Below are 17,849 nucleotides of genomic sequence, written 5' to 3'. Positions count from 1 at the left end.
ATCATGCAACGCAAAAAACTGCTAATCGTCGGTGGGGGCAACCTTTGCCTGCAGATTCTGCAAATCCTTGTGCCGCGCAACCAGTTCGAGTTTTACGTCGCCAGTCGCAACCTCGAACAGGCCACGCGGATGTGTAATCTGGTGCGCCTGGCGGCGCTGCAGCAGGACGTGCCCGCCAGGATCGAATGCCGAGAGATGGACCTGACCGAAGAGTCCATTGATCGTAACGCTCAGACCCTGTCGCGGATTAAGCCGGACATCATCCTCAACTGCGCATCGTTGCAGTCCTGGCGGGTCATCACGCGGTTGCCCAAAACGATCTTCGAGGCACTCGATGAGGCGCAACTCGGCCCTTGGCTGCCGATGCATCTTGCGCCGGCCTACGCGCTGATGCGTGCCGTCGTACAGGCTCGTCTGAAGCCTCTGGTCGTCAATGCGGCCTTTCCCGATGCGGTCAACGCGGTGTTGTACAAGGTCGGTATGGCCCCGACCGTGGGCGTAGGCAACATTGCCAATCTGGTTCCGGCGACCCGATGCGCCATTGCGCAGTTGGCGGGGTGCGAGCCGTTACAGGTGCGCGTCAAGTTGATCGGCCAGCATTTTTTCAGTCACTTCGTGCCCCGTCGAGGCCTGCCAGAGGAGGCCAATTTTAGTCTGTCGTACTGGATCGACGGCCAGGATTGCACCGACTACTACGATCCCGGTGACATCTTTAGCAGCGTAAGCCAACAGTTTCGCCGGCTTGGCGGGGTGGACGGGCAGTACCTGACCGCCATGTCGGCGATCTCGGTCGTCGAGAATCTGTTTGCCAGCACCGAAGTCGATGTGCACGCCCCCGGGCCGGATGGTCTGCCCGGTGGGTACCCGGTCAAGGTCGGAATGGGCCGAGTGCTGCTCGGGTTGCCTTACGGCGTAAGGCGCGAGGTGGCTATCCAGCTCAATGAAGCCGGGCAACGTCAGGACGGTATCCAGGCCATTCACGCAGACGGCACCGTAACGTTCGGTGCGCAACAGATGCAGGTCATGGACAAGATGCTCGGGTTTTGCATGCCCGAAATGAAGGTTCAGGATGCCGCCGGCTTTGCCCTTGAACTTGGCCACAAATACCAGGCATTCGCCGAACACATCCGTCGTCAGGGAGACAAGCATGCTGCTCAACAGCCCACCCTCATACGTCACGTCGGTTGATCCGGCCGATGAAGATTACGCCAGGCAGTACAGCACCGACTTCGTCAGTCGCTGGGACGAACTGATCGATTGGGACAAGCGTGCCGCCGGCGAAGGGCATTTTTTCATCGACCTGCTGCTGCAGGCGGGGGCGTGCCGGGTTTTCGATGCGTCTACAGGCAGCGGTTTTCATGCCGCGCAACTGCGCAAGGCGTGTTTCGATGTCACTGCCTGTGATGGAAGCGCCACCATGGTGGAGCGGGCGAGGGCGAATTTTGAGCGCCTGGGTGTCAAGATCCGGCTCTACCAGAGTGATTGGGCCGATCTGCATCACCTGCAACTCACGCACGGGTTACGTCCTTTCGATGCCGTGCTGTGCCTGGGGAGCTCGCTGTGCCACATTTTTGATCGCGACAAACGCATTGAGGCGCTGCGGTGTTTCCGTCGCCTGCTCAAGCCCGGCGGCATGCTGCTGATCGATCAACGCAACTTCAGGGCCATTCTTGCCGGGCATTTCTCTTCGTCGGGCCAGTATTACTACTGCGGCAAGACGGCCAAGGTGACGATTGGGGCATTGAGTGAGTCGCTCTGCGAGTTCGTTTACACCTTTGCCGAAGGCGCCCGTTACCGGCTGCGCGTGTTCCCCCTGCTGCCGGTTCACCTGCGCAGCGAGCTGATGGCAGCAGGGTTCACGGCCGTGGAAAGTTTTGGCGATTTCAAGCGCATCTACGACCCGATGCGCGCCGATTTCATCATTCATCAGGCCATTGCCTGAGTGACGCAGGGGAGCGCTTCATGAGCATCAGACCGCAAGGTCCGGGGGCACCGGAACACCTCTATACCTTCGACTTCGCGCATAGCCCCGCGCCGCGGAACGCAGCATCCCGGGTGGTGTGGCTCACAGGACTGTCGGCGGCCGGGAAGTCCACCATTGCCGACAACCTGGATCCGGTACTACGTGGTCGCGGCCTGAGCACCTGCATTCTCGACGGCGACTCCGTGCGTACCGGCCTGTGCCGCGACCTGGGCTTTTGCGCGCAGGACCGTGATGAGAACGTGCGGCGGGTCGCCGAAGTCGCGGCCTTGATGGCAGATGCGGGGCTAACGGTCATGGTGGCGCTGATCTCGCCGTCGCGCGCAGCGCGTCATCTTGCGCGATCAATCGTCGGTCACGAGCGTTTCGTGGAGGTTTTCGTCGACGCACCGCTGGCGGTCGTCGAAGCCCGAGACCCCAAAGGGCTTTACCGCCTCGCCAGACAAGGCGCGTTGCCGGGCTTCACCGGCATCGATTCGGCGTATGAAGTGCCTGTCTGGCCCGAGCTGCATATTCGCAGCGATCGTTTGAGTGTGGCGCAGGCTGTGAACATGATCGATCAGTGGTTGGAGCAAGCGAGGTCGCCTTGGTGTCTGGAAACGGTGATATCCGAATGAATGTAGATACACCGGTCTGAAAGTAAGGCGAACCCGCGCATCTCTGCCATGATTGAGTTCTCGATCATGGATGGAGACGGGAGATGTCAATCGGTCAGTTGAAAATCAATGCCATCCGCCTGGTCGGCGGAGTAAGTGTTCTCGACTATCTCAACACCTGCGACGGTCGTCGCCCGGGAACATCGTTGAAAGCGGTGGTGGACAAGCTGTCCAGCCTTGAGGACGTGGTGCACTGGTTCATGCACGCCGGCTTGATCCGGGCGGATGAGCACGCTCAGTTGATGCGGCTGGTGCAGGATGCTTCCTGGCATGCGCTGACGGCGTTAGAGCAGTTGGTTGCCTTTCGCGAATCGCTCTACCAGCTGTTTCTGCCGGTGGCGCTGGGCGGGGCAGCGGATCAACGGCCGCTTGGTGAGTTGAATCGTGTGCTCGCGCTCACTGCGGACCAGCGTTTGTTGGTATCAACGCCTTTAGGCGTGATCTGGCGTTGGCGCTCGTGCCATACGCTGGAGGACATGACGAGTGGCTTTCTCGGGCGTATGGCGGTGGAGGCCGCAGCGCTGCTGACTTCGCCTGACCTGACTCGGCTGAAAGCGTGCGCTACGCCGGATTGTGATTGGTTGTTTATCGATACATCTAAAAATGGACGACGGCGGTGGTGTCAGATGAATGTGTGTGGGGCCAAGGAAAAGGCCAGGAGGGCAGTGGGGCAGGTTTGAGTTTCTCGTTTGCCTGGTTTGTCAGGTCTATTCGTAATCCCGGGTGGCGGTGGTCAGGGCGGAACCTGACCCGCGCCATCCAAAACAACCGACATACACCCAAAATCAGCGCCCTGCGCGAAGCCCACCCTCAAACGCAGCGCCAAAGCAGTCCATCCCGGTTGTGCCATAAAAACCAGGGAACCTGCTCCGGTCTCAAGCTTCTTATCTCTAGTTCAGAGCGGTCACGGCATCGGTCGCGACCTCGAGCACAGAGAGCACTTGCATGAGCGATATTCGTATCGGCATATCGGGCTGGCGCTACGTGCCATGGCGCGGTGATTTCTACCCCGAAGGCCTTGCCCAGAAAAACGAACTCAAATTCGCCTCCAGGGCGGTGAACAGCATTGAAATCAATGGCTCGTTCTATTCCCTGCAGTCGCCGGAGCTTTATGCCCGCTGGTATGCCGACACGCCCAAGGGCTTCGTATTCAGCATCAAGGCGCCGCGCTACATTACTCATGTCCGGAGGCTGAACGATATCGACGAAGCGATCGCCAACTTCCTCGCCTCCGGGATCTTCCAGTTGCGCGACAAGATGGGCCCGATCCTCTGGCAGTTCCCCCCCAGTTTCAAATTCAATCCGGAAAAGTTCGAAGCATTCCTCAAACTGCTACCCCACGACGGCAAATCGGCCAAGGCCTGTGCCAAAGGTTGCGCAGCGCGCATGGAAAAACCCGGCTATCTCGACATTCCCGCCAAGGCACGTCTGCGCCATGCCGTGGAAATCCGCCATGAGAGCTTCGCTGTCCCGGAATTCATCGCACTGCTGCGCAAATACAAGGTTGCGTTGGTGACCGCCGACACGTCGGGCAAATGGCCGTATCTGGAAGACCTCACCTGTGACTTCGCTTACTTGCGCCTGCACGGTGAAAAAGAACTGTATGCCAGCGGCTACACCCCGGCAGCCATAAAGCGCTGGGGCGATCGGATTGACGCCTGGCGGCAGGGTGGCCAGCCCGAGGATGCGCACCTGGCCAGTCCCACGCTGCCGCGCGCGCGCAAATCGCGGGACGTCTACTGCTACTTCGACAACGACATCAAAGTGCGGGCACCCTACGACGCACGCAAGCTGCTGACCCGCTTCGAACTGGCCGACGCGCTGGAAGTCGCCCCGGGCGATCTTAAAGGAGTGAAGTTTTGACCAGTGCGTTGATCACCGAAGACATCACTGGCCGTCGGCAGGCGGCATCGGCCGAGGTCACGCTGAACGTGCTGACAATGAACATGCACATGGGTTTTGGCTTTCTTAATCGCCGCTTCATCCTGCCCGAGTTGCGCGATGCGGTACGGCGCGTATCGGCTGACGTGGTGTTTTTGCAGGAGGTTCACGGCGAGCAGCAAAATCATGCGCAGAACGTCAAGAACTGGCCCACCACTTCGCAGTACGAGTTTCTTGCCGACAGCATGTGGAAAGACTTTGCCTATGGCCGCAACGCGGTCTATCCCCACGGACACCACGGCAACGCGCTGCTTTCCAAGTACCCGATCATCCGCCATGAAAACCTCGACATCTCCATCCTCGGCACCGAAGAGCGCGGCTTGTTGCATTGCGTGCTGCAAGTGCCACGTTATGGCGAGGTCCACGCGATCTGCGTGCATTTGGGGCTCAAGGAGGTGCACCGCAAACAGCAGCTCTTGCTTATGGCCAACCTCGTATCGAGCCTGCCTCCAGAGGCTCCGGTCATCATTGCTGGCGACTTCAACGACTGGCGGCAAAAGGCCAATGCCGTGTTGACTCCGACCGGCCTGCGCGAAGTATTCGTCGAGTCGTTCGGTGCGCCGGCCAAAAGCTTCCCGGCGCGTTTTCCGTTGCTGCGCCTGGACCGCATCTATGTGCGTAACGCCAGGGCTCGCGCGCCCAAGGTGCTGTCGAACCGGCCGTGGTCGCACCTCTCCGACCATGCGCCACTGGCGGTGGAGGTCACGTTATGAAGGGGTTCAGTGATCAATGCGGGATCTGGCAGGATGGCAACTCGGTAGAGTTGCTGATTAACGGTGAAGATTTTTTCACCCGGGTGTTCGAGAGCATCCGTGCCGCCCGCCAGGAAGTGCTGATCGAGACGTTCATCATCTTCGAGGATCGCGTCGGCGAGGGCTTGCAGCAGGCCGTTATCGAAGCGGCGAGCCGTGGCGTCCGGGTGGTCATCACGGTGGATGATTACGGCACCAGCGACCTGAGTACGGCATTCGTCCAGGCGATGATCTGCGCCGGCGTGCAGATTCAGTTGTTCGACCCTCGGCCAAAACTGATGGGCATGCGTACCAACCTGTTTCGTCGGCTGCACAGAAAGATTGTGGTGATCGATGGCGAAATGGCGTTCATGGGCGGTATCAATTACAGCGTCGATCACATGTCCGATACCGGCATCACTGCCAAGCAGGACTATGCAGTCCAGGTGCGCGGTCCCATCGTTGCCGATATCTACCGCTCGACGCTGAACATGCTGGGGCCGGCATTGCGCAAGTCATTCACGCCGCTCAAGGTGGTGACGCGAAAGGCCGGCAGCGCGCGCATGCTGATGGCCGAACGCGATAACCATCGCCATACCACGGACATCGAAGAGCAATACCTGCTGGCCATGCGCAGCGCCAACCAGCGCATCACCATTGCCAACGCCTACTTCTTTCCCAGCTACCGTTTCCTGCGGGAATTACGCAACGCCGCACGCCGCGGGGTGAAGGTCACGCTGATCCTGCAGGGCCAACCGGACATGCCCTTTGTGCGGGTCTGTTCGCGTCTGACCTATACCTGGCTGCTGCGCGAAGGCGTCGTGATTCACGAATATAAGCAACGGGCGCTGCACGGCAAGGTCGCGCTGATCGATCAGGAGTGGTCCACCGTTGGCTCCAGCAACCTGGACCCGCTGAGCCTGGCGCTGAATCTGGAGGCCAATCTTTTCATTCGTGACCGCGCGCTCAATCAGCAATTGCATGAGCATCTTCAGGATCTGGCCGCTGCTCACAGCAAGCAGGCCAACCTCAAAGGGCTGGCAAAAGGGCAATGGTGGCGAGCGCCGATGATCTTCTTCAGCTTTCACTTTCTGCGCCATTTTCCGGCCATTGCCGGACTTTTTCCGGTGCATGGACCACGCCTCAAGCCTGTGCGTGCGCCAGACGTCATCCCCGAAGCCGAAGTGCTCAAGCACACATTGCCGCAAGACCAGGAGAAATTGCTATGAGCGGGGTATCGCAAGCCTCTGCGGGTCAGGAAAAAGCCTCGACAGCGCACAAGCACGGTGCCTGGCTGACGTGGGCCAAGCGCGGCTTCACACTATTTTTCTTCATCGCAGTGCCGGTCCTGTTGTTTACCTTGATGAAAAACCTGGACTGGAACGAAGTCACCCACGCGCTGGAATCCTACAAGGTCAGCACCTTGGCACTGGGTTTCTTGGTCGCGGTGGGGAGTTATCTGACCTACTGCGGGTTCGACGTGCTGGCGCGACGCTACACCGAGCATAAATTGTCGGTGGCGCAGATCGTGCCAGTCACCTTCGTCTGTTATGCCTTCAACCTCAACCTCAGTTCATGGGTCGGCGGTATTGCACTGCGCTATAGGCTTTATTCTCGGCTGGGGCTGGACGTGCCGACCATTACCCGGATTCTGAGCCTGAGCCTGATCACCAACTGGCTGGGGTATATGCTGCTGGCCGGTTTCGTGTTCGCCGGTGGCTTTATTGATCTGCCGGACGGCTGGAAGATTGGCGACACCACGCTGCAATTGATTGGCGTGGTACTGCTGGTGGTATGCCTGGGCTATTTCCTGGCCTGCCGGTTTTCACGCAAGCGCACCTGGACGGTTCGCAAGCAGCAGTTGGTGCTCCCCTCGCTGAATCAGGCACTGCGCCAGGCCTTGCTCGGCGCGCTGAACTGGGGGTTGATGGCGCTGTTGATCTACGTGCTGTTGCCGGAAAAGGCTTTTTACCCGGCCGTGTTGGGGATTCTTCTGATCAGCAGCATTGCCGGGGTCATTGCGCATATCCCGGCAGGATTAGGCGTGCTGGAAACCGTATTCATCACGCTGATGCAGCACCAGTTCAGCAAGGGGCAGTTGCTGGCGGCGCTGATCGGTTATCGAGTGATTTATTTCCTGATTCCGCTGATGCTCGCAGTGGTCGTGTACGTCGTACTGGAAAACCGGGCGAAGGCGATGCGCAGTAAGAACGAGACGCGCAACCTGTAACGGTCTGGCTGGATGGCGATAGCGATAAGGCTTTTATGTCACCGCCAGCAGGCCGGGCCGCTACCTGTTGAGCGTCGACAGGAAATCCGCCATCAGTCCCTCACCGCAAACATCCTCACCGCGTCCACGGCCTCCTGGGTGCCGTCACTGATCTGCACGATTGCCAGACCCGCCTGATCGGCCAGGTCCACGCCTTTAGACGCATTGCTGCGGGTGTTGTCCATGCTGATGATCGCCTGACGGGTTTCGTTCTGGATCAGCTGGATCATTTCGGAAATTTCATGGGTCGAGCCACTGGTGCGCCCGGCCAGTTGCCGTACTTCGTCGGCCACTACGGCGAAGCCACGGCCCTGGTCTCCAGCACGCGCGGCCTCGATGGCGGCATTAAGGGCCAGCAGATTGGTTTGGTCGGCAATGCTGCGGATGGTGTTGACGATGGCGGTGATCTGTTCAGAGCGCTCGCCCAACTGACCGATGATCCGCGAAGAATCTTCAATGTTTCGCGAGATCTGCCGCATTTCACCGGCTGCCTGTTGTATCACCTGAGTGCCTTGCTCGGCGACTTTCTGGGTTTGCATGGAAATGTGGTACGCCTTTGCGGCGCTACGGGCATCCTGTTCATGCTTAACGATGCGCGCGGTCACGTCGGAGGCGAATTTCACGATCTTGCACAACGTGCCACTGGCGTCATAGACCGGATTGTAAGAGGCCTCCATCCAGAGCGTCTGCCCTTGCTTACCTATGCGCTTGAACTGCCCACTGAAGAACTCGCCTTTGTTCAGGCGCCGCCAGAAGTCCTGGTATTCGCTGCTGCTCACCAGTTCAGGAGGGCACAGGTGCCTGTGATTTTTGCCCAGCAACTCCTGACGGCTATAGCCCAGCAATCGAAGGATATTGTCGTTTGCCGCAATGACGCGGCCGTCCAGATCGAACTCAATCACCGCCATGGCGCGGTCGATCGCTTGCAGTTTGTTGCGGCTCTCACTCTCGGTGCGAAGCTTTTCAGTGACGTCCATCGCGTATTTGACGATTTTGACTACCTTGCCAGTGGTATCACGGACAGGGTTGTAGCTGGCCTCCAGCCAGACCGCGGCCCCGTCGCCGGCCACACGCTGGAACGTCGCAGACACGAACTCGCCGCTGCGCAACCGCGACCACAGCTGGGAATACTCGGTGCTGCGGGCATATTCGGGAGGGCAGAACATGCGGTGTTCCTTACCGATCACCTGTTCCGGGCGGTAGCGCATGGACTTGAAGAAATTGTCGTTGGCGTTAAGTACCACGCCATTGAGGTCGAATTCGATGCTGGCCATGGAGCGACTGATGGCTTCCAGCAGACTGGCCTGGTGGGCGACGGTCAGTTGCAGGTCCTGGATGCGTTTGTTTTTGGACGAGTCGAAAAACATGATGGTGGCTCAGGCTGATGAAACGAAGAAGGGGTTTCCCGTTCCTTGGCCTTAAGAGCGTGTGGATACTCCGCTGCGACCTCCCTGCGCAGTTCGGGAATCATCACAAAGACACTGTAAAAAAGCTACACATAACTTGTACATTTTTTTGGGTTTGTACAGGTTTTTTGTAGCTGCTGGAGGTTACGACAGTGCCGAAGCGGAGTGTCAGGCAGACCCGGTTCAGCAGCGTTCGCCGCCGTCGTAACCTGCGACGTCTCCCACGGGGTGAAGCAGATGCGTAATGTCCTCTGTGGGAGCGTCGTCTCCATGGCTGCGACAGGCTCCGGTTTTCAATCCTCAAACCCTACCTGCTCCGACATCTCATCCACCTTCAGTTCCAACCGATACGCCACTGCGATAAACAACGCCTGACACAAACACAACGTCGCACTCAGCGAACGGAACGCAAACGAACTGCCCTCGTTCACCAGCAACACCGCGTTGGCGCGCTTGGCCAGCGGCGACAGGTTGCTATCGGTAATGATCAACGTCTTGGCCTGATGATGTTGCGCGATGCGCAGGCAATGCTGGGTTTCCTTGCCATACGGAGTAAAGCTGATAGCGATGACCAAATCATTGGCGCGCACGCTGCGCATCTGTTCGCGGTAGCTGCCGCCCAGGCCCGAGATCAGGTGAATGCGCTTATTAGTGTGCTGCAGGTTGTAGACCAGATAATCAGCCACCGCGAACGAACGGCGCACCCCGACCACATAAATGTTGTCGGCATTGACCACCAGGTCTACCGCCTTCTCGAACGCCTCGTCATCCAGCTCAAGCGCCAGGCGCTCAAGCCCCGACAGCGTGGCGTTCACACACTCCCGCGCCAGGTCCCCGCCACTGGCCTTCTGCGATTTATTGGCGATCATGCTGCGGATGCGCTGCTGGTAGTTCTGCACCGGCGTGGCTTTATGGGTGTAGGCCTCGCGGAACAACGCCTGCATTTCACTGAAACCGCTGAAGCCAAAGCGCTGGGAGAAGCGCACGATCGCTGAAGGATGCACCTGGCATTCACGGGCGATGTCGCTGATGCGGTCGACCATGATCCGATCGCTCTGCTGGCTCATGTAACTGGCAATGCGTTTGAGCTGACGCGGCAGGCTGTCGTATTCGGCGGTGATCAGCTTGAGCAGGGCGTCGGCAGAGGTCGGCGCATTGACCGGCGAGGCGCTGCTGTCGTCGGTAGCCGGCAAGGCTGGCTGATCGGTGCTGGACATACGGTTTGGTTCCTCACGCTTTTCTTATGGCCGAAGTTTACAGGGCTTCACATTTAAGTCCTGCCTGTTTAGCACGATCTGTCATCGTTTGCGCAAATGGAAAAAATATTCCACATGAAAAAAATTTAGAAAAAATCGTTGCTCGTTGCTTCGAGCCGTTCTAGTCTGCTTCCACGAACAGGCGTCGGGCACCCCTGCTTGCGCCAGGGCTTAATAAGAATAAAAGGAGCCAGCATGGGCCAGACTCGTTTTGCCAGTGGGCGTCCGTTGGACGTGGTATGCCTGGGACGCCTGGGCGTTGACCTTTACGCGCAGCAGATTGGCGCGCGTCTCGAAGACGTCAGCAGTTTCGCCAAATACCTGGGCGGCTCCTCCGCCAATATCGCGTTTGGCACTGCACGGCTAGGCGTCAAGTCAGCGATGCTGACCCGTGTGGGCGATGATCACATGGGCCGCTTCCTGGTCGAGTCCCTGGCGCGCGAAGGCTGCGATGTCAACGCGATCAAGGTCGACGCCGAGCGCCTTACCGGTATGGTCCTGTTGGGCATCAAGGACCGCGAGACCTTTCCCCTGGTGTTCTACCGGGAAAACTGCGCGGACATGGCCCTGCATGCCGAAGACATCAGCGAGTCATTGATCGCGTCCAGCAAGGCGTTACTGATCACGGGCACTCATTTCTCCACCGATCAGGTGTTCAGGGCCAGCAGCCAGGCGCTGGACTACGCCGAAAAACACAACGTCAAACGTGTGCTGGACATCGACTACCGCCCCGTCCTGTGGGGCCTGACGGGCAAGGCCGATGGCGAAACCCGATTCATCGCCGATCAGAACGTCAGCCAGCACGTGCAAAGCATCCTGCCGCGTTTCGACCTGATCGTCGGCACCGAAGAAGAATTCCTGATTGCCGGCGGCTCGACCGAGCTGCTCGGCGCCTTGCGCAAGGTCCGCGAGCTGACGGCGGCGACGTTGGTGGTCAAGCTCGGCCCGCAAGGTTGCACGGTGATTCATGGCGCCATTGCTCCACGACTCGAAGACGGTGCGATTTACCCCGGCGTGCGCGTGGAAGTTCTCAACGTACTGGGCGCGGGCGACGCATTCATGTCGGGCTTCCTTAAAGGTTGGCTTAATGATGAGAGTGACGAACGCTGCAGTCAGTTGGCCAATGCCTGCGGCGGGTTGGTGGTCTCCCGCCACGCTTGTGCTCCGGCCATGCCGACGCTGGTAGAGCTGGAGTACCTGTTCAACAGCCCGGTGCCGATCACCCGGCCCGATCAGGATCCGGTCCTGCAACGTCTGCATCAGGTCAGTGTTCCACGCAAACAGTGGAAACAGCTGTTCATCTTCGCCTTCGACCATCGCGGTCAACTGGTAGAGCTGGCGCAGAAGGCAGGGCGTGACCTGGCCTGCATCGGTCAGCTCAAGCAGCTGTTCATCCAGGCCGTGGAGCGGGTCGAGGCTGATCTGAAACAACGCGGTATCGAAGCGGATGTCGGCCTGCTGGCCGACCAGCGTTTCGCACAAGACTCATTGAATACGGCCACCGGGCGTGGCTGGTGGATCGCTCGTCCGGTAGAGGTGCAGGGCTCGCGGCCTCTGGCGTTCGAACACGGCCGCTCAGTGGGCAGCAATCTGCTGAGCTGGCCCAAGGAGCAGATCATCAAGTGCCTGGTGCAATACCACCCGGACGACGAGCCGCTGCTGCGTCTGGAGCAGGAAGCGCAGTTGCAGGGGTTGTATCAGGCGTCCCAGGCCAGCGGCCACGAATTGCTGTTGGAGATCATCCCGCCCAAGGATCATCCCTCGACCCATCCTGACGTGATCTATCGCGCATTGAAGCGCCTGTACAACCTTGGGATATACCCGGCTTGGTGGAAGATCGAAACGCAATCGGCCAAGGTTTGGGAAAAGCTCGACGCACTGATCCAGGAGCGCGACCCCTATTGCCGAGGCGTGGTGCTGTTGGGGCTTAACGCCCCGGCCGAAACCCTGGCCGCCGGTTTTCGCGCCGCCGGTAACAGCACAACCTGCCGGGGCTTCGCCGTGGGCCGCACGATTTTCCACGAACCGAGCCGTGCCTGGCTGGAAGGGGAAATCGACGACGCCGGCCTGATCAGTCGGGTGCAGAGCACGTTCAGCTTTTTAATCGAGTCGTGGCGCGAGGCGAGAGCCTGATCCCACCGGCGGCGTGAATACTTCAACGCGACAAAAAATACCAAGAACAATAAAGGTGCAGCCATGCGCGCTTCCGCAATCCGAATTGGCATCAACCCGATTTCCTGGAGTAACGACGACTTGCCCGCTCTTGGCGGCGAAACCCCGCTGAGCACCGCGCTTGGCGAAGGCAAGGAAATCGGCTACGAAGGGTTCGAGCTCAACGGCAAGTTTCCCAGGGATGCCAAAGGTGTCGCCGATGTGCTGAGGCCCTATGACCTGGCACTGGTGTCGGGCTGGTATTCCGGGCGTCTGGCCAGCCGCTCGGTGGCCGAAGAGATCGAAGCCATTGGTGCCCACGTCGACCTTCTCAAATACAACGGCGCCGGGGTGCTGGTGTACGGCGAGGTGGCGGATGCGATTCAGGGACAGCGCATTCGCCTGGTGGAGCGTCCGCGGTTTCACAGCGATGCCGCTTGGCAGACCTACGCCGGCAAACTGACGGAGCTGGCGCGCTTCACCTTGTCACAGGGCGTGCGCCTGGCCTATCACCACCACATGGGCGCTTACATCGAATCCCCCGAGGACATTGACCAACTCATGGCCCTGACCGGCAGCGAGGTCGGTCTGCTGTTCGATTCCGGGCATTGCTACATGGGCGGCGGTGAGCCCTTGCAGGTGCTGCGCAAACACATCGACCGAGTCTGCCACGTGCATTTCAAGGACGTGCGCAAAGCAGTGGTGCAACTGGCGCGCAATCATTTATGGAGCTTCCCGGATTGCATCGTCAACGGCACGTTTACTGTGCCAGGCGATGGTGACATCGATTTCGCCGCACTGCTGGACGTGTTGATGCACGCCCGCTACGAAGGCTGGCTGGTGGTCGAAGCGGAACAGGATCCGGCTGTGGCACCGAGCTATGCCTACGCCAAGAAAGGCTATGACACGCTGCGCCATCTGTTGGCCGCCGCCCATGAGCAGAACCCTGCACAACGGAGCCTGTGAACATGAACCTGTTAGTGAAAAGCAAGGCCGCCGGGCGCGATGTCGTGGCGCTGGGCGAGGGGGTGTTGGACTACGTCGGTTTCTCGGCGCACCGATTGACGGTCGGCGAGCGTCTGCCGGTTAACGCGGGCGACAAGGAGCTGTGCCTGGTGCTGCTCAGCGGTCGGGTCACTGTCAGCGGCGAGGCGCCGGGGCAGGGTACTTTTAACTGGGAAAACATCGGCGATCGGCAATCGGTATTCGAGGACAAATCACCGTTCGCCGTGTACCTGCCGCCCAACAGCCAGACTCAGGTGACTGCGCTCAGCGCGGTGCAGATTGCGGTCTGTGCTGCGCCCGGCGATGCTTCCAGCGATCTGCCCGCACGATTGATCAAACCCGACACCATGAAGCGCAGCGTGCGCGGCAAGGCGGCCAACACCCGTTATGTCTGCGATATCCTGCCGGATTCCGAGCCTGCGCATTCGTTGCTGGTGGTCGAAGTGCGCACGCCCTCGGGTCACTCGTCCAGCTACCCGCCGCACAAGCACGACAAGGACGATCTGCCCCACGAGAGCTTTCTTGAAGAGACCTATTACCACCAGATCAACCCACCCCAGGGTTTCGTGTTTCAGCGCGTCTACACCGACGATCGCAGCATCGATCAGGCGATGGCCGTGGAAAATAATGACCTGGTGACCGTGCCCAAAGGCTATCACCCGGTCAGCGTGCCCTATGGCTACGAATCCTACTACCTGAACGTGATGGCCGGGCCGAAACGCGCCTGGCAATTCCACAACGATCCGCAGCATCAATGGCTGCTGGATCTGTAAATTACCCCGCTTCAAAGGAGCCCGCCATGAGCAACGCCCCGATCATCGGCCACTACATCAACGGCCACGAGCAGGACGCCAGCGAGCGTTTCAGCGATGTCTTCAACCCGGCCACTGGCGCCGTGCAGGCGCGCGTTGCACTCGCTGGGTTGAAGACTGTCGATCAAGCCGTCGCGGCAGCGCAGGCTGCGTTTCCGGCATGGGCCGACCAATCGTCGCTGCGCCGCGCGCGGGTGATGTTCAAGTTCAAGGCGTTGCTGGACGAGCACCACGATGAACTGGCCGAGATCATCTGCCGCGAACACGGCAAGGTGTTCTCCGATGCCAAGGGCGAAGTGGTGCGCGGCATCGAGATCGTCGAGTTCGCCTGTGGCGCGCCGAGCCTGTTGAAGAGCGATTTCAGCGACAACATTGGCGGTGGCATCGACAACTGGAACCTGCGTCAGCCACTGGGCGTATGCGCCGGGGTCACGCCGTTCAACTTCCCGGTGATGGTGCCGCTGTGGATGATTCCCATGGCGCTGGTGACCGGTAACTGTTTCATCCTCAAGCCCTCCGAGCGCGACCCTTCCGCCAGCCTGCTAATGGCGCGTCTGCTGAAGCAAGCCGGCCTGCCGGACGGCGTGTTCAACGTGGTGCAGGGCGACAAGGTGGCGGTGGACGCTTTGCTGAAACACAAAGGCATCGAGGCGATTTCCTTCGTCGGCTCGACACCGATTGCCGAATACATTCATCAGCAGGGCACCGCCCATGGCAAGCGGGTGCAGGCGCTGGGCGGGGCGAAAAACCACATGATCGTGATGCCCGACGCCGATCTGGATCAGGCTGCCGATGCCTTGATCGGCGCGGCCTACGGTTCGGCAGGGGAGCGCTGCATGGCCATTTCCATTGCCGTGGTGGTAGGCGATGTCGGCCGGAAACTGATCGACAAGCTGTTGCCGCGCATCGACTCGCTCAAGGTCGGCAATGGCATGAATGCCGATTCGGACATGGGGCCGCTGGTCACTGCGGTGCACAAGACCAAGGTCGAGGGCTATATCGATCAGGGGGTCAAAGAAGGGGCGAAGCTGATCGTCGACGGGCGTAACTTCAAGGTGCCTGGGGCGGAAAACGGGTTCTTCGTCGGGGCCACGCTGTTCGATGAGGTCACCCCGGACATGGCTATCTATAAGGAGGAGATTTTCGGGCCGGTGCTGGGCATCGTCCATGTGCCGGATTTCGCCGCTGCGGTGGCGCTGATCAACGCTCACGAGTTTGGCAACGGCGTGTCGTGCTTCACCAGCGATGGCGGCATTGCCCGGGCGTTCGCGCGCACCATCAAGGTCGGCATGGTGGGCATCAATGTGCCGATTCCGGTGCCGATGGCCTGGCATTCGTTTGGTGGCTGGAAGCGCTCGCTGTTCGGTGATCACCATGCCTATGGCGAAGAAGGCCTGCGCTTCTACAGCCGTTACAAAAGCGTCATGCAGCGCTGGCCGGACAGCATCGCCAAGGGCGCTGAGTTCAGTATGCCGACGGCGAAATAAGCTTCAGCGCTGCAAGCCCTGTAGCCATCCGTCTTGCCGGCGGCAGCGACAGTAAAAGTGCCGCCGCTGGCCAGTCATGACGCTGCCGCGGGCGTCAGTGAGCACGCCGCTTCATCCAATAACAACAAGGGGCAAGCATGACCACGACTCGATTGACCATGGCCCAGGCCCTGGTGAAATTTCTCGATAACCAGTACGTCGAAGTCGACGGCGTACAGAGCAAATTCGTCGCCGGGGTCTTTACCATTTTCGGCCACGGCAACGTGCTAGGCCTGGGGCAGGCGCTGGAGCAGGACAGCGGCGAACTGATCGTGCATCAGGGCCGTAACGAACAGGGCATGTGCCATGCCGCGATGGGCTTCGCCAAGCAACACCTGCGGCGCAAAATCTACGCCTGCACGTCTTCGGTGGGGCCTGGCGCGGCGAACATGATCACCGCTGCCGCTACTGCATCGGCCAACCGTATTCCGTTGTTGCTGCTGCCCGGCGATGTGTACGCCAGTCGCCAGCCCGACCCGGTGCTGCAACAGATCGAACAGTTCCACGACCTGAGTATCAGCACCAACGACGCATTCAAGGCCGTGAGCAAGTACTGGGACCGGATCAATCGGCCCGAGCAACTGATGAGCGCTGCGCTTTGTGCCATGCGCGTGCTCACTGACCCCGCTGAAACCGGCGCTGTGACCTTGGCTCTGCCACAGGACGTGCAGGGCGAGGCGTACGATTATCCCGATTCGTTTCTGCAAAAGCGTGTGCATCGCATTGACCGCCGTCCGCCAACCCAGGCGATGCTTAATGACGCCCTGACGCTGCTCAAAAGCAAGCGCAAGCCGCTGCTGATCTGCGGTGGCGGCGTGCGTTATTCCGGCGCGGCGACGCAACTGCTGGCCTTTGCCGAGCGCTTCGGCGTTCCATTCAGCGAGACCCAGGCTGGCAAGAGTGCCATCGTCTCGGCGCACCCGCTGAACATGGGCGGCATTGGCGAGACCGGTTCGCTGGCCGCCAACACCCTGGCTCGCGAGGCGGATCTGATCATTGGCGTCGGCACCCGTTACAGCGATTTCACCACCGGTTCCAAGTCGCTGTTCCAGAACCCGCAGGTGCAATTCCTTAACCTCAACGTCGGCGCTTTCGATGTACAAAAGCTCGATGGCGTGCAGGTGCTGGCCGATGCGCAACTGGCATTGCAGGCGTTGACAGAGGGCCTGGACGATTACCGCACACAATGGGGCGACGCGCCTGCTCAGGCACGCTCCGCGCTGGATACCGAAGTGGATCGTCTGTACGCAGTGCAGTACCAGACCGAGGATTTTGAACCTGAAGTGCCCGGGCATCTGGACCCGCAAGTGCTGCGCGATTTCATCGAGATGACCGGCTCGTGCCTGACTCAAAGCCACGTGCTGGGCCTGCTCAATCAGCAATTGCCCCAGGACGCGGTGATCGTCGCTGCGGCGGGAAGCCTGCCGGGCGATCTGCAACGGGCGTGGCGCAGTACCAGTGTTGACAGCTATCACGTCGAATACGGCTACTCGTGCATGGGTTATGAGGTCAACGCCGCGTTGGGCGTAAAGATGGCCGCGCCGGAGCGTGAGGTGTATGCGCTAGTGGGTGATGGCTCCTACATGATGCTGCATTCGGAACTGGCAACCTCGATTCAGGAGCGGCGCAAGATCAACGTGGTGTTGCTGGACAACATGGCCTTCGGTTGCATCAACAACCTGCAGATGGGCAACGGCATGGGCAGCTTCGGCACCGAATTCCGTTTCCGCAATCCCGAGACCGGGCTGCTCGATGGCGCCTTCGTGCCGGTTGATTTTGCCATGAGCGCGGCGGCCTATGGCTGCAAGACTTACACGGTGAAAACCGCCGAAGCGCTGCTAGCGGCCTTGAGTGATGCGCGCAGGCAGACGGTATCGACCTTGATTGACATCAAGGTTCTGCCCAAGACGATGATCCACGGCTACCTGTCATGGTGGCGGGTGGGGGTGGCTGAAGTCTCGACCAGCGGCACAACCGCCGAGGCTTACGAACGGCAGAAATCAATGCTGGCCAAGGTCCGCAAGTATTGAGGCCAGGCTGCACGTAATGAACCCTGTAGCAGCTGGCAAGCCTAACCGCTACAGAGCGAATCGGCGTTTAGCTGAACAGGAGAAC

At 59.8% G+C, this 17,849-nt stretch carries 14 protein-coding genes and 2 pseudogenes; 13 read left to right on the top strand and 3 right to left on the bottom strand.

All coding sequences use genetic code 11. From position 1 onward, the window contains the following. The first annotated feature begins 3 nt into the window (after window positions 1–3). The 8 genes from B3I26_RS27220 (at window position 4) to B3I26_RS27185 (ending at window position 7,539) form a co-directional block, all read left to right on the top strand. The gene (locus B3I26_RS27220) at window positions 4–1,188 is read left to right on the top strand and encodes a hypothetical protein (protein ID WP_296262467.1); all 1,185 of its coding nucleotides are present in this window, start codon (window positions 4–6) and stop codon (window positions 1,186–1,188) included. After that, complete coding sequence (locus B3I26_RS27215) at window positions 1,148–1,942, top strand: class I SAM-dependent methyltransferase (protein ID WP_296262466.1); 795 nt, start codon at window positions 1,148–1,150, stop codon at window positions 1,940–1,942. Before B3I26_RS27220 ends, B3I26_RS27215 begins: the two co-directional genes overlap by 41 nt. Before the next feature lie 20 nt (window positions 1,943–1,962). Further along, window positions 1,963–2,598: an adenylyl-sulfate kinase gene (cysC, locus tag B3I26_RS27210; protein WP_296262465.1), complete on the top strand. Its 636-nt coding sequence runs from the start codon at window positions 1,963–1,965 to the stop codon at window positions 2,596–2,598. A gap of 83 nt (window positions 2,599–2,681) precedes the next feature. Continuing rightward, the gene (locus tag B3I26_RS27205; RefSeq protein WP_296262464.1) at window positions 2,682–3,317 is read left to right on the top strand and encodes a CGNR zinc finger domain-containing protein; all 636 of its coding nucleotides are present in this window, start codon (window positions 2,682–2,684) and stop codon (window positions 3,315–3,317) included. A 265-nt stretch (window positions 3,318–3,582) separates the two neighbouring features. Then, window positions 3,583–4,500 carry a DUF72 domain-containing protein gene (locus B3I26_RS27200; protein ID WP_296262463.1) on the top strand — a complete coding sequence of 306 codons (918 nt, stop codon included), beginning with the start codon at window positions 3,583–3,585 and terminating at the stop codon, window positions 4,498–4,500. An 89-nt stretch (window positions 4,501–4,589) separates the two neighbouring features. Next, a complete protein-coding gene (locus B3I26_RS27195) occupies window positions 4,590–5,291 on the top strand; it encodes an endonuclease/exonuclease/phosphatase family protein (protein ID WP_296262626.1) in 702 nt (233 codons plus the stop codon). Further along, entirely contained in the window at window positions 5,288–6,538 is a 1,251-nt protein-coding gene (clsB, locus tag B3I26_RS27190) for a cardiolipin synthase ClsB (protein ID WP_296262462.1), read from the top strand. Before B3I26_RS27195 ends, clsB begins: the two co-directional genes overlap by 4 nt. After that, complete coding sequence (locus B3I26_RS27185) at window positions 6,535–7,539, top strand: lysylphosphatidylglycerol synthase domain-containing protein (RefSeq protein WP_296262461.1); 1,005 nt, start codon at window positions 6,535–6,537, stop codon at window positions 7,537–7,539. Before clsB ends, B3I26_RS27185 begins: the two co-directional genes overlap by 4 nt. 92 nt (window positions 7,540–7,631) lie before the next feature. On the opposite strand, the pseudogene B3I26_RS29035 reads toward B3I26_RS27185, so the two are convergent. The 3 genes and pseudogenes from B3I26_RS29035 to B3I26_RS27175 all read right to left on the bottom strand — a co-directional run. Then, window positions 7,632–8,063: pseudogene (locus B3I26_RS29035) on the bottom strand (methyl-accepting chemotaxis protein); the annotation flags it as partial. 117 nt (window positions 8,064–8,180) lie between these two features. Then, window positions 8,181–8,852: pseudogene (locus B3I26_RS29030) on the bottom strand (PAS domain-containing protein); the annotation flags it as partial. Window positions 8,853–9,277: 425 nt separating this feature from the next. Further along, entirely contained in the window at window positions 9,278–10,201 is a 924-nt protein-coding gene (locus B3I26_RS27175) for a MurR/RpiR family transcriptional regulator (protein ID WP_296262459.1), read from the bottom strand. A gap of 234 nt (window positions 10,202–10,435) precedes the next feature. Between B3I26_RS27175 and B3I26_RS27170 the strand changes: the two genes are divergently transcribed. The 5 genes from B3I26_RS27170 (at window position 10,436) to iolD (ending at window position 17,764) form a co-directional block, all read left to right on the top strand. Beyond that, complete coding sequence (locus B3I26_RS27170) at window positions 10,436–12,373, top strand: bifunctional 5-dehydro-2-deoxygluconokinase/5-dehydro-2-deoxyphosphogluconate aldolase (protein ID WP_296262457.1); 1,938 nt, start codon at window positions 10,436–10,438, stop codon at window positions 12,371–12,373. 63 nt (window positions 12,374–12,436) lie between these two features. Continuing rightward, window positions 12,437–13,357 carry a myo-inosose-2 dehydratase gene (iolE, locus tag B3I26_RS27165; RefSeq protein WP_296262456.1) on the top strand — a complete coding sequence of 307 codons (921 nt, stop codon included), beginning with the start codon at window positions 12,437–12,439 and terminating at the stop codon, window positions 13,355–13,357. Window positions 13,358–13,359: 2 nt separating this feature from the next. Beyond that, complete coding sequence (iolB, locus tag B3I26_RS27160; RefSeq protein ID WP_296262455.1) at window positions 13,360–14,169, top strand: 5-deoxy-glucuronate isomerase; 810 nt, start codon at window positions 13,360–13,362, stop codon at window positions 14,167–14,169. 26 nt (window positions 14,170–14,195) lie between these two features. Next, window positions 14,196–15,695 carry a CoA-acylating methylmalonate-semialdehyde dehydrogenase gene (locus B3I26_RS27155; RefSeq protein ID WP_296262454.1) on the top strand — a complete coding sequence of 500 codons (1,500 nt, stop codon included), beginning with the start codon at window positions 14,196–14,198 and terminating at the stop codon, window positions 15,693–15,695. A gap of 137 nt (window positions 15,696–15,832) precedes the next feature. Beyond that, a complete protein-coding gene (iolD, locus tag B3I26_RS27150) occupies window positions 15,833–17,764 on the top strand; it encodes a 3D-(3,5/4)-trihydroxycyclohexane-1,2-dione acylhydrolase (decyclizing) (RefSeq protein WP_296262453.1) in 1,932 nt (643 codons plus the stop codon). Window positions 17,765–17,849 lie beyond the last annotated feature (85 nt).

Origin of the sequence: Pseudomonas sp. UBA5706, assembly GCF_002419965.1 — a bacterium.
Classification (GTDB): domain Bacteria; phylum Pseudomonadota; class Gammaproteobacteria; order Pseudomonadales; family Pseudomonadaceae; genus Aquipseudomonas.
Note: the sequence above shows the minus strand (reverse complement) of the source record. Positions and strands in the feature narration are given on the sequence as shown.